Consider the following 13,027-nt stretch of genomic DNA (forward strand, 5'->3'; position numbering starts at 1 on the left):
CAACAGGACTCTTTTCCTGATATAACTGCCTTGACTATTATTAACTTTTGCGATGAACTGTATTTTATTCTTTTATCCATAAAAGTGCCCCCAAAAAGTGTCTAACTTTTTGGGGGCACCTCATAAACTCCTCTCCTTATCTTTTTAGCTGGAAGGTTTTCATCGGCTGCTAATCTAAATTAAAGGCCGGCCCAACAGCTTTATTATACTTCGTGTATACTATACGGTTAGGAGGCGCCTTGCGCTTCGTCCCATGCTTTACGGTAGGTATCAATACCGATAGCAATACGTTTCTGGGTTTCAGTGATACCCAGTGTAGCGGCGATATCGAATACCGGAGGGCCGAATTTACCACCGGTGAGCATGATACGGAAAGGCAATTGTACATCACCCATTTTAAGTTCCATTTCAGCAGCCAGTTTCTTGAAGCTATCTTCCAATTCAGCGGCCATTGGTGCAGGGAACTTAGGCAGCTTATCGATATTTTTCAACCAAGTGTTGAAGAATTTCTCTTTATAGATAGTCCATTTAGGCACAACAGGAGCTGAATCGAGCGTTTTAGGACGTTCGAAGAAGAAGTAGCTGTGCTCATAGAAGTCGCTGAGTACATGCAGGCGATCTTTCACCAGTGCCGCCACATCGGAGATATAGCGAATATCTGAGTGAATATCTTTTTCTGCCAGGATTGGCTGCAGGAGAGTAGCCAGGCGGTCGTTATCAGCAACGAGTATATGCTGATGGTTATACCATTTTGCTTTTTCGAAATCGAATTTAGCACCTGCTTTATGGACGCGGTCCATGGAGAATTTCTGTACGAGTTCTTCCAGGGAGAAGATTTCTTGTTCGGTACCATCGTTCCAACCGAGCATGGCAAGCATGTTTACGAATGCTTCCGGCAGGAATCCGAGTTCACGGAACCCTTTGGTGAATTCGTTTGTACGTGGGTCTGTCCAGTTCATGGCATACACTGGGAAACCGAGACGGTCGCCATCACGTTTGCTGAGCTTCCCGTTACCATCGGGTTTGAGGATGAGTGGAAGATGCGCCCATTGCGGCATATCAGCTTCCCAGCCCAGGTATTTCCAGAGGAGAATATGAACAGGAGCGGAAGGCAGCCATTCTTCTCCGCGGAAAGCGTGAGATATTTTCATCAGGTAATCATCTACTACCACAGCCAGGTGATAGGTAGGCATACCATCAGCTTTCAGCAAAACTTTATCATCTACCAGACCAGTATTGAAGGTAACATCTCCTCTGATCATATCGGTAAAGGTGAGCGTATCGTTTTCCGGCATTTTAATACGGATAACATGCGGTGTATTACGTGCCAGCAGCTCTTCTACTTCGCGGTCGAGCATATTGAGGGAGTTCCTCATTTGTGCACGAACGATGTGATTATATTGCGGAGCAGGATTTTCAGGAGTTTTCAACCTTTCTCTCATGCTTTCCAGCTCTTCTACAGTATCAAACGCGTAGTAAGCATGACCGGATGCCACCAATTTTTCGGCGTATTCGCGGTATAAAGGTTTACGTTCGCTCTGGCGGTAAGGCTCATAAGGGCCGCCCACTCCAGGACTTTCGTCTGGTTGGAGACCGCACCAGCGGAGACATTCATTTATATAATCTTCAGCGCCCGGAACGAAGCGGGTCTGGTCAGTATCTTCGATGCGAAGTACAAAATCACCGTTGTGATGTTTCGCAAATAAGTAGTTGAATAAAACGGTGCGCACACCTCCAAGATGTAAGCCACCAGTAGGACTGGGCGCAAAACGCACTCTAACTTTCCTGTGATTCATAGATGACAAAGTTAAGGTTTTAGCAATTGGCTACCAGCAATTAAAGTCCACAGATTAAAATTTTTTAATCCTGTACTGTTGCCATCCACATTGAGTATATTGCATACATATCATGTACCCTCTTTCATGTTCTATCTTACCAAAACACCAGGCATATTAAAAGCCATTTACAGTAGCTGTATCTGGAATATGCCCGCAAGCAGCAATTCCATCTACCTGACATTTGACGATGGGCCTCATCCCGAAGCAACTCCCTTTGTACTGGACCAGTTGAAAAAGTATGATGCAAAAGCTACTTTCTTTTGTATTGGCAAGAATGTGATCGAATACCCTGAAATATACCAACGCATACTGGAGGAAGGGCACAGTACGGGCAATCATACACATAATCATCTCAACGGATGGAAAACCAGTACAGACAAGTATATTGAAAACATACTGCAGGCCAGACAATATATAGATTCTCCACTATTCCGTCCTCCGTACGGGAAAATAACACCTTTTGAGATAAGGATGTTGAAAAAAAAGATCCCTGGCGCTAAAGTGATCATGTGGGATATTTTAAGCGGGGATTTTGATGTGGACATTAACGGTGAAGCCTGTGTGCAAAATGTAGTGTTCAAGCTGAATCCTGGCGCCATTGTGGTATTTCATGATAGCACCAAGGCCTGGAGCCGTTTATCATATGCACTGCCAAGAGTGCTGGAGTTCTGCAAAAAGCAGAAATATGCCTTAAGGGCCTTATAAAAAATAAGGCAGCCGGTATACCCGACTGCCCATTGCACTATTTGTCCGTATAAGTATTTACTTGAGCGTGATATCCTTCACTTTATCGCCAACTGTGATGGTTGCTTTGTTGTCGCAAGTACCATCTCCATAGTCTAAAGTTCCAGTTACCGTACCAATCACAACTTGTAGTTGACCTTTTGAAATCCACTGGCAGCTCCATGCTTTTTCCAGCGCTACCGGCGTAGAGAAAGCAGCAACATATTTCTGTGTCGTGCCTGCAGCATCAGTATACGCAATGGTACCGCTACCGGAAGCTTTGTATACATCATCACCAGGATTTACAGCAGTTTTACCACCAGCAATTTGCTGAATCGTTTTGGTACTGTTATACACGATATATGTGGTGTCGTTCAGCTTAACTTTTCCATCAGTAATTTTTGTAGAATAGCTAAATGCGCTGTCAGAATTTTGTTTGTATATGATGTTAGAATAAGTCAGTGTTCCGGAAACAGGATACCCGTTTACAGTGTAGTTGGAAAAGGTAACAGTAACGGTAGCAGTACCAGACAGCAAAGGAGCGCTGAAGGTTGCATTTACTATACCTCCGCGAACACCAACAAAATTGCTGGAGGAGCAGGAGGAACCATAGTTGATGGTCACTGTTTTAGGCCATACACCAGGGTTGGCGTTATCTAAAGTTGTGGTAGGACAATCACCAGTAGCGGTGGCCTGCAAACTTTTATCTCCAACAGCAACACGATTTAATCCCTGGCCTGTGGAGGCACTGGATACGGATTCAAAAACATCGCTGTAGATGGCATTAATCTGTGTTTCGTGGCCTGCGGTGAGGATTACCTGGTTATCATTTTGGTTGCTGACAACAGGATCGGTTGAAGGTTTATTATTGTTAGCATCTTTTTTACAGGCAAAGAACAACCCGGTGGTCAGGATACCGGTGAATGCCCATGCCAGCACGCGGTTTGTGCTGAAATAGCTTTTCATAGTAATAGATTTTTAGCAATTAGGTTTTTCTGGCTGTACCTTTGTAATTCCATAAAGATAGGATTTTATATTAAAAAAATAATGTTATGTTTTGGATAGATACCCACGCACATTTATATTCTGAAGAATTCAATACTGATAGAAAGGAGATGATTGCCCGGGCTTTGTCTATGGGCGTGGAAAAGTTATTTCTGCCGAACATTGATGAGGACTCCATTCCAGGGATGCTGGACTTGGAGAAGGAGTATCCCGAGAATTGTTTTCCGATGATGGGGATACATCCCTGTTATGTAAAACCCGACTATGAGCCTCAGTTGGCGATGGTGCGGGAGTTATTGGCACAGCGGAAATTTTGGGCAGTAGGAGAGATCGGACTTGATTTTTATTGGGACAAGACCAATGTACCGCAGCAATACGAGGCTTTCAGGGCACAGCTGAAAATGGCCAGGGAGCATCATTTACCGGTAGCAATTCATAGCCGCGAATCCACACGGGAATGCATAAACGAAGTAAAAGCCTTACAGGACGGTAATTTGAGCGGTGTATTCCATTGCTTCTCTGGCACTTTGGAAGAAGCTCAGGAAATTATTGACTTGGGTTTTCACCTGGGAATAGGCGGTGTCGTGACTTTCAAGAAAGCAGGATTGGATAAGATAGTAGAGGCAATAGACCTGCAGCATATTGTATTGGAAACAGATGCGCCTTATCTGGCGCCGGTGCCATATAGAGGAAAAAGGAATGAGAGTAGCTATATTCCGTTGATAGGTGAGAAAGTGGCAGATGTAAAAAATCTAAAAATAGAAGACGTAGCCGCCATTACCAGCAGTAATGCGCGGAAATTATTCAAAATGCTCTAACCTTTTAAAGGATAACTTTGCATGCAACTGGCAGACTTAGCACAATGAGTAAAATATTGATTATTTACACGGGCGGAACTGTAGGGATGATCTATGATGACAAGACCAAAGCACTGCGCCCGATAGGATTCAACGAGATCAGGAATAATTTACCTGAGCTGTATAGGATGGGAATAGATTTTTATGTCTATGCATTTAATCCACCGATTGACTCCTCCGACATGCAACCTGAAATATGGGTTGAACTGGCCAGTATCATCGAAGACCGCTATGATCGTTACGATGGATTTGTAATCCTTCACGGCTCCGATACTATGGCATTTACCGCATCTGCACTAAGTTTCATGCTGGAGAATCTCTCCAAACCTGTGATACTTACCGGATCACAACTTCCTATTGGAAAGATACGTACCGATGCAAAGGAAAACATCATCACCGCCATGGAGATTGCTTGTGCCAAACATAATGGCAGCAAGGTAGCCATGGTACCGGAAGTATGTATCTACTTTGACTTCTCTCTGTTCAGAGGGAATCGTTCCAAGAAATATAATGCTGAAAAGTTTGAAGCATTTTATACCATGAACTATCCGCAATTGGCGGAAGCTGGCATTGATATTAAATACAAGACTCAATTCATTTTACCAACACCAAATACATCGTTGAAGGTTCACAAAGAACTGGAAACGAATATTACTGTGTTGAAATTATTCCCAGGTATTACCCGCAGGGCAGTAGAAGCCACGCTGAATATTCCTGGTCTGAAAGGCGTTATCCTGGAGACCTTTGGTAGTGGTAATACCACCACACAATCCTGGTTCGTAGATTGTATCAAGAAAGTATCTGATGCAGGCGCACTGGTACTGGATATTACACAATGTGATGGTGGATCTGTGGAACTGGGTAAATATGAAACCAGTCAGCATTTGCTGGACATGGGTGTTGTAAGTGGCCATGACCTTACATTTGAAGCTGCGGTAACGAAGCTAATGTTTGTATTGGGCCAGGGGCTTACATTAGAAGACAGTAAGAAAATGATGGAAACACCTCTTCGAGGAGAGCTGACTATAGCCGAAGTGTATTAGTAGCAGTTATATTTATGTAAACGGGAAGTTATCGTAAGAGGCTTCCCGTTTTTTTATGTTCATCAATTTGTGATATATTTACTAGAGTAGATTGTTTATACCCTTGTTCTCCAAGTTTTTATATAACCTCTAAATCGATTGCTCTTATGAATGTCTCTCTTTCACAAAAATTCATTGCAGAATTCTTTGGCACCTTTGTGCTGGTGTTTATGGGCACTGGCGCTGCTGTATTGGCGGGAGCGCATGTGGGCTTCTTAGGGATCGCATTTGCCTTTGGATTATCTGTACTGGTGATGGTATATGCAATCGGGCATATTTCCGGATGTCATATCAACCCAGCCATTACAATATCCATGTTGGCATTTGGGAAGATTTCCGGTAAAGATGCCGTGTCTTACATCATCGCACAGGTATTAGGCGCAATTGTGGCCTCCGCGTTACTTTACTTTATTGCCCAGGGCAAAGCCGATTATTCATTGGCTGCAAATGGCCTGGGTGCAAACGGTGTAGGAGAGGGCTCTCCCGACCATTACAACCTGGTAAGCGGCTTAGTTGCCGAAATAGTACTGACCATGATTTTCCTGGTGGTTGTACATGGTAGCACCAGCAAAAATACCTCTAACATAGGCTTTGCGGGCGTAGCTATTGGTTTATCACTTACATTGATACACATTGTAGGTATTCCGGTAACAGGCGTATCAGTAAACCCTGCCCGTAGTATAGGCCCAGCGCTCTTTGTGGGCGGTGCAGCTTTATCTAACCTCTGGGTATTTATCGTAGGTCCAATCATCGGAGGCCTTATTGGTGGCGCGATTTGGAAACTTTACGATAATAAATAAAAAAATATTGGAAATCTTAATTTAAAGATTATCTTTGCAACCCTGAAACGGAAAATCAACCTCTCTGTTTCAGTATAAAAAGATAATCACGGAAGAGTGCAGGAGTGGTTGAACTGGCACGCCTGGAAAGTGTGTATAGGTGAAAGCCTATCAAGGGTTCGAATCCCTTCTCTTCCGCAAGCTTTAAGCCCTCAGGTCGCAAGACTTGGGGGCTTTTACTTTTGCATTACTTCTCTTCTTCTTTTACCAATACTGCATGTACGCTGTCTCTCCTTTCTATTCTCCAGTTTTTATTTAACTGCAATTGCCATCCTTTTCCTTTTACCATATTATCTTCCTGCGAAAAAAGATCATTTGTAGACAACGTCACAATTTTCCAATCTTTCATCAGCATACCACCACTGCTTACTATTAGCTTTCCCCATACATCATTGATTTCAGCCGTAGGATACACTGTTCCCAAGCTGCCTAAATCAAACAAGTTACTCGGATTGAAACCAATATTCATGTTCATCAGCTCAATCGTCAATACCGGCTGCTGTGTAAAATAGCGTACATACGTTGCCGTTTGAAGCAGGCGCTTATCTTCTTTTGCTCTTTCAGAAAGCAAGATCGCATCACCATTATACTGCTTTAGAAGCTTGTCCCATGCGGCCTTTGCGGGAGTCTTAGGCAAAACCACTCCATAATATTTTTCAACCAATGCAGAAAAAGAGGAAGACGAATCCACAGTATGTGTCCAACCGGGGAATTTCTCATAAAGCAGGTAGCCATATACTGGTCCTGTTACATAAGCCATTGCCCTGATCAGTGACTGCCTTGATGCGGTACTGTCAATTTCTGTATCCAGGTGTTGGTGGATGCTGCCCTGTGGCCTCCCAGCAACCATTCCGGTAAACTCAGCCAGCCCTTCATTCATCTCCAGGACACTTTCATTGGGGAAGGTTTGAGGAAAACGTTCTTTTCTCTTTTGTCTAAACAACAAAGCATTGGCGAGATCTGCTTTACGTTGATCTACTGATTTGCCAAGGGCTTTTTTCAAGGCTTGCAATTCCAATAAAAATAGTACGCGACCATCCATCGTGGCGAGGTGATCTACAGTAGGACTGCGATCCGGTAGGCCCAGCTGACGCTGCACCCGATGGAAACATTCATGCATCATCAGGTTCAATCGCACATCGTTATCGGCAGGCAAGGGCCATAACACTACCGTCCATAGGCGATTTTGCCAGCGTATAGCCGTGTTGGCGATGATAAGATCTTTGGGCAATTTCCCTTTGTAAACGCCTCCCTGCAAGGTAAAAATCCCTCCGCTGTCAGGGACATTGGAATAGGCCATGTTAGTTTGAGGGTCCACTAATAGCATAGGGCCGTAAAGTGGCTGGGGCCAGATAGTCTGTTTCCGGCTAGCGGAATCAGCTTCCCTGAAATACTTTGCGGCCAGCAATGCGCTGCTATCTGCGTTCTGCGCAAAACCCTGGTAAGCCATTGAAATGAATAAAGAAACTACCAGTATTGTTCTCATACTTTTTTTCTGAAAAATAGGCGTCTATCCTGCAACAAAATGCTTAATTATAGCAGCAGCAAAGGAATTTATAGCATCGGCCACATCGTGGTGTGCACTACCATTAATCCTGTAATTATGTCTGTTGCTATAATGAGAAACCTGGTCTCCGTCGTTTTGCTTAAATTAGGTCATGCGAAAGTTTTTAATGCATAGTGGTTTCTGGCTGGTATTCTATTTTATGTGGAACCAGATTATGTATTTCTATGTCAGTGATCAAGGAAATCGGTTATATTTCTCTGCCCTGGATGTCAGTTTGATCATCATTGCCTTCTATGGTATCTATGCTTACCTGATGCCTCAATATTTCAAACATAAAAGCATTGTCAGATTATTGGGGCTGTCAGCTGTGTGGTTGTTGTTATTGGCGGGAGTTTATGCGTATTTACTGAAGCTATTCCTGAATCATATGCTGGTTCCAATACATTTTGATTTTTCATGGAACTATACAGACCTACAGTACAATAGGATTTTCATAGCCTTACTGGGTATCCTTGGTGGCGCTTTTCTTAAGCTGGCACTGGATCGCATGAATACGCAGCGCCGTCTGGATGCCATGGAAAAAGCCAATTCAATAGCGGAGCTGACTTATCTTAAAGCGCAGTTGAATCCTCATTTCCTGTTCAACTCACTGAATAGTTTATATACGCAACTGGACTTTGATCTGCCGCAGGCTAAAGGCACATTAATTACTATTGCCGATCTACTACGCTATCAGCTGTATGAATGCAATGTGAATTTCACGCCACTATCGAAGGAACTGATGCATCTTGAAAATTACTTCAATCTGCAACGCATTCGTACAGATGCAACTACAAGTTTAACAACGACAGCTGCTGATAGCGAATCATTTTTGATTGCGCCATTACTGTTGATGCCATTTGTTGAAAATGCATTTAAATATATTTCTGACGATGATGACAGAGAGAATATTATTCAAATCAATATTCATCTTGAAAATGAAAAACTTCATTTCTATTGTATGAATACCACTTCTGCTGTTATATCTTCACAGTATACAGGAAGCAGTCAGGGTATAGGTTTGCAGAATGTCAGACAACGCCTGGAGTTACTGTATCCCAATCGGCACGAACTGCAGATCAGTGAGAACGACAACAATTTCATCATTCATCTAAACCTAACTTTATCCCAATGCTGAATTGTATAATTGTTGATGATGAGCCATTGGTACGCAGGCAAATAGAAAGTTATATTGAAAAAATCCCTTTCCTGAACCTGGTAGGCACGGCGCGCAATCCTGTAGTGGCACAAGCTATTCTTAATACAGAAGCGGTAGATCTGATTTTTTTAGATATAAAGATGCCACAGATGAGTGGTATAGAACTGTTACAACAATATGATATTTTCCAGCAGGTCATTTTCATCACCGCTTATCCTGATTATGCATTGCAGGGCTTCGAGTTGGATGTGACAGATTACCTGATGAAACCCGTAACCTTCGAGCGTTTTCTGAAGGCCTGTGAAAAAGCAAATGCGAAAATGAGTGGCTCATCAACATTAAAAATGAATCGGGAACAACCTGATGCACTCTATGTTCGCAGTAATCACCGTCTTGAAAAAATTCTGCTGAGTGACATTCTCTTTATAGAGGCTATGTTAAATTATGTACATGTAGTTACTACTACTCAAAAGTATACTGTTTACTCCAGCCTGAAGGCCATAGAAGACACTTTACCACAAAGCAATTTCCTAAGAGTTCATAAATCATACATCGTAGCATTAAACCAAATCAATACAGTAGAGGCATCTCAATTACGTATAGCCGGTCATGTTATACCTATCAGCCGAAGAAGTCAGTCAACCTTAAAGCAATGCCTGGCACAACTACAAATGGATCGTTCTAAAGAATAAGGCATAGATGTGACTTCCTCCTAATCTTTCCTAGATAAATATCTTACAAGAATCAACTAATTTTGTTGTCCAAACACAATACTGTCGACTTGTTATCAACGAATCTCTTTTACCTATAGATCAAAAATGAAAACTGTTTATCTGTCCTTAGGATTGGCTTTATTAAGCCTTTCCGCTTATGCCCAACAACCTGCAATTACCTGGGGCGAAGACTTCAACTTAAAAAAAGGCACCTCTGACCTAAAAGTTATTACTGTTGATAAGAGTGGCGCCTACCTGGAAGAAAGCCATCAGGCTTTAAAGACTTATTTTGTCATTGGCGCTACCACCAGGGAATCAGCTACACTGGTGAAAGTAGATAAAGATTTAAAAGAAGTTTATCGAAATTCATTTAATAAAGAACTAAGAGGAAAAGAATTTGAACAATTTGTTCCTTTTGAGGATAAAATTTATATGTTCTCCTCTGAATATAGCAAGCGTGATAGATCTCTTGCGATTTTTGCATCAGCGGTAGATAAAAATACGGGGGAACTCACAGGAGAATGGAAACAAGTAGCTACCTATCAGCAGGATGCTAAGAGTGATGATATTAACTTCAAGATTTCCTACAGTGCAGATAGCTCAAAGCTGATTATCGTAAGCAGTATTGAAGGAAAAGAAAAGAATGCTTACATGATTCAGGAACTTGGGAAGAATTTAAAATCAACTACCAAACCAGTAATTCTGTCAAATGAGTTTGAGCATGACAAATATGAATTGGAAGATGTGATTTATACGACCGATCGAAAAATCGTGCTTGTAGGACGCGTATACGAATATGAAGAAGGCAAAAAGAAGAAAGCTAAATTTCTTGATTTTTCAAACTATAACATTCGCATTTATAACGAAAAAGGAAAGCAACAAAATGAGATCAATACTGCTATCAATGGTAAATGGCTGATCAGTACAAAGTTGGTACAGGAAAAAAGTAAAGACCTTGTACTGGCGGCCTTCTACAGCAATACCAAAAAAGGAAGGACTATTGATGGTTTGCTGGTGCAACGTATCAATGTGAATGATGGTTCCATTCTTTCTACCAGCGATAAGGCTATCAACAATTCTTTGTTGTCGGCTTACGGTGATGCTGATGACAATGATGATACTGAGGATAAAGATGATTCCAAAGAAGAGCGGAAGATGAGAGAAAACCTGAATAAAATGAAGGATGAAGGCGAAGGTTTTTCCAGATATATGCAGTTCAGGAATATATTCTATACTGCTGATAACGGTCTTGTTATTCTAGCTGAATCCTACCATCATTATATTTCTACCAGTCAATCGTATACCCCTGGCCCCAACGGCATGTCAGGCAGCTGGAACACCACTACCTACTATAATTATATTTCTGAAGATATGATGATGTGTAAAATTGATGCTGCGGGTAATATTGGCTGGATACAAATGCTACCCAAGAAGCAACGTGAAGTGATCAGGGCCTCTGGACCTACCACTACTGGAATAGGGTACAGTTATAGCTATAGCTATTTCTTAGGCGGCAACCGTCCGTTCTATTCAGGGTTTGGAGCTATTCAATCTGGCAACACCATTCATATTCTATTCAATGATAATACCAAGAATGCGAGTGTTGTTCAGGCCGGACAAAAAGTCAAATCTACCTTACGTTTTAGCAAAACCGATTGCTATATATTAGATCTGGATGGAACTTCTGGCAAATTCAATCGAAAACTATTCTTCTCCAATAAAGAAGTACCTACCGCTATGCCTCGACTGGGCGCAGTTATAGGTAATGATATGTATATGGTGGGTAAGTCGGATAGGATGATTGGTAAAACAAAAATTGCTGTTGCAAAAATTACAATAAATTAGATCATCTTTTTATAAATAAATGCAGCCCTCGGCCCTCTGGTCGGGGGCTGTGTTTATTTATGCAGACCTTTTATTTGTATAAATTCGTTCAACTGTACTGTATATTACGCGGAAAGATAAAGAGCGGCTATAGGATTGACGGGCTTTTCTTACATTTATTAATATTTGCTATGTGCTATGAGTAATCTATTACCTTTTCTACGCAGTTTGAGTGTTACCTTCAGTGATGAAGCCTGGAGGCAATTGCAGCCTGCGTTAACCGAAAAGACGTATAAGAAGAATGAATTATTATTGAAGGAAGGGGAGATCTGTCAGGCTTTACATTTTATTGAGAATGGTTATTGCAGAAGTTATTATGACATGGATGGCATTGAGAAAAACACTGGTTTTTTCTTCGAAGGGCAGGTTGTTACGAACATTAGCAGTTTTGGAAGTAACGAACCATCTGCATATAATATCATTGCGGGAGAACCGATGTCAGTAATAGTTTTTGATAAGAAGATATTATTTGACATAGCGGGGAGTAATCAGGAAATCGAAATGCTTGGGCGTCTCTGCGTGCGCCGGTTTGCGGCACAGCAGGAGGAGTTTTCGAAGTTATTCCAGATTTATGCAGCGCCCGAGCGATTGGAATACCTGGAAGCTCATCATCCGAAGTTATTACAAAGAGTTTCCTTATCGCAGCTATCGTCGTTTCTGGGCGTAGCGCGGGAAACGTTAAGCAGAATCAGAAAACGTAGAATAGCAAAATGATTTTGTGACGATCGTCACAGGATAGGATGCATACCATTATTCAACTTTGCATTAAATAACAAACGATGCAGGCTTTGACGAATAATGTAACGCACTATTTCACAGAAGAACAGGCGGAGCCAGCCTTTCAGCAGGCCAAGCAGAAAGGCTTACCATTACTTGTAGATTGCTGGGCACCAAATTGCAAAGGGTGCAAAAAAATGGAGGAGTCGACATACCAACATCCTGAAGTCCTCTCATATATCGCGCAGCAGTTCGTATTTGTGAAGTATAATATCATCAATCGGAATGCGCAACGCTTGCCTTGTGCTCCAGTATTATGGACCCCCACGTTTATAGTCTTTTCCAATGATGGCAGTGAAGTAAGGAAAACCATTGGCTATCTAAACTATCAGCAATTCAAAGCAGAACTCGAAATCGGCCGCGCGCTTGCTCTCATAAGAAAGGCGCAACCTGGCAATGCATTATCCCTTCTGGAAGATTTTATTAAACAGCCTGATTTTATTGGTACAATTCCTGAGGCATTGTATTGGGCTGGTGTTGCTGCTTATTTCGTTCATCAACGTGATGCCGACAGCATAACTCCTTACTGGGAGCGGCTTATACAAGACTTCCCTGAAAGTAACTGGGCCGACAAAGCAGATTGTTTACACATAAAAATTTAAAT

General features: G+C 42.1%; 12 protein-coding genes and 1 tRNA gene. 10 read left to right on the forward strand and 3 right to left on the reverse strand.

Going from position 1 to position 13,027, the window contains the following annotated elements:
• Positions 1-227 precede the first annotated feature (227 nt).
• The gene (gene gltX / locus ACE38W_RS09655; RefSeq protein WP_375830422.1) at positions 228-1,796 is read right to left on the reverse strand and encodes a glutamate--tRNA ligase; all 1,569 of its coding nucleotides are present in this window, start codon (positions 1,794-1,796) and stop codon (positions 228-230) included.
• A 126-nt stretch (positions 1,797-1,922) separates the two neighbouring features.
• On the opposite strand from gltX, the gene ACE38W_RS09660 reads away from it, so the two are divergent.
• Positions 1,923-2,543 (forward strand): polysaccharide deacetylase family protein, encoded by a 621-nt coding sequence (locus ACE38W_RS09660; protein WP_375830424.1) that lies wholly within the window; start codon positions 1,923-1,925, stop codon positions 2,541-2,543.
• 57 nt (positions 2,544-2,600) lie between these two features.
• Here ACE38W_RS09660 and ACE38W_RS09665 read toward each other — a convergent pair whose 3' ends face one another.
• Positions 2,601-3,527, reverse strand: a complete 927-nt coding sequence (locus tag ACE38W_RS09665; RefSeq protein ID WP_375830425.1) for a hypothetical protein — start codon at positions 3,525-3,527, stop codon at positions 2,601-2,603.
• 86 nt (positions 3,528-3,613) lie between these two features.
• On the opposite strand from ACE38W_RS09665, the gene ACE38W_RS09670 reads away from it, so the two are divergent.
• The 4 genes from ACE38W_RS09670 to ACE38W_RS09685 all read left to right on the forward strand — a co-directional run bounded on the left by ACE38W_RS09670 (position 3,614) and on the right by ACE38W_RS09685 (position 6,482).
• On the forward strand, positions 3,614-4,384 hold the full coding sequence (locus ACE38W_RS09670; RefSeq protein WP_375830426.1) for a TatD family hydrolase: 771 nt from the start codon (positions 3,614-3,616) through the stop codon (positions 4,382-4,384).
• A gap of 44 nt (positions 4,385-4,428) precedes the next feature.
• Positions 4,429-5,466 carry an asparaginase gene (locus tag ACE38W_RS09675; RefSeq protein ID WP_375830427.1) on the forward strand — a complete coding sequence of 346 codons (1,038 nt, stop codon included), beginning with the start codon at positions 4,429-4,431 and terminating at the stop codon, positions 5,464-5,466.
• A gap of 146 nt (positions 5,467-5,612) precedes the next feature.
• Positions 5,613-6,305, forward strand: coding sequence for an aquaporin Z (aqpZ, locus tag ACE38W_RS09680; protein ID WP_375830428.1), 693 nt, complete (start codon positions 5,613-5,615; stop codon positions 6,303-6,305).
• A 90-nt stretch (positions 6,306-6,395) separates the two neighbouring features.
• Positions 6,396-6,482 (forward strand) — tRNA-Ser (locus tag ACE38W_RS09685).
• A gap of 49 nt (positions 6,483-6,531) precedes the next feature.
• Here the strand turns inward: ACE38W_RS09685 and ACE38W_RS09690 are convergent.
• Positions 6,532-7,830, reverse strand: coding sequence for a hypothetical protein (locus ACE38W_RS09690; protein WP_375830429.1), 1,299 nt, complete (start codon positions 7,828-7,830; stop codon positions 6,532-6,534).
• A gap of 172 nt (positions 7,831-8,002) precedes the next feature.
• On the opposite strand from ACE38W_RS09690, the gene ACE38W_RS09695 reads away from it, so the two are divergent.
• The 5 genes from ACE38W_RS09695 to ACE38W_RS09715 all read left to right on the forward strand — a co-directional run bounded on the left by ACE38W_RS09695 (position 8,003) and on the right by ACE38W_RS09715 (position 13,025).
• Entirely contained in the window at positions 8,003-9,028 is a 1,026-nt protein-coding gene (locus ACE38W_RS09695) for a sensor histidine kinase (protein WP_375830430.1), read from the forward strand.
• A complete protein-coding gene (locus ACE38W_RS09700; RefSeq protein WP_375830432.1) occupies positions 9,022-9,741 on the forward strand; it encodes a LytR/AlgR family response regulator transcription factor in 720 nt (239 codons plus the stop codon). The genes ACE38W_RS09695 and ACE38W_RS09700 overlap by 7 nt, the downstream gene beginning before the upstream one ends.
• 126 nt (positions 9,742-9,867) lie before the next feature.
• Positions 9,868-11,607 (forward strand): hypothetical protein, encoded by a 1,740-nt coding sequence (locus tag ACE38W_RS09705; RefSeq protein ID WP_375830433.1) that lies wholly within the window; start codon positions 9,868-9,870, stop codon positions 11,605-11,607.
• A gap of 177 nt (positions 11,608-11,784) precedes the next feature.
• Positions 11,785-12,360 (forward strand): Crp/Fnr family transcriptional regulator, encoded by a 576-nt coding sequence (locus ACE38W_RS09710; protein ID WP_375830434.1) that lies wholly within the window; start codon positions 11,785-11,787, stop codon positions 12,358-12,360.
• Positions 12,361-12,425: 65 nt separating this feature from the next.
• The gene (locus ACE38W_RS09715) at positions 12,426-13,025 is read left to right on the forward strand and encodes a thioredoxin family protein (protein WP_375830436.1); all 600 of its coding nucleotides are present in this window, start codon (positions 12,426-12,428) and stop codon (positions 13,023-13,025) included.
• Positions 13,026-13,027 lie beyond the last annotated feature (2 nt).

The organism is Chitinophaga sp. Hz27 (genome assembly GCF_042263525.1).
GTDB lineage: Bacteria > Bacteroidota > Bacteroidia > Chitinophagales > Chitinophagaceae > Chitinophaga.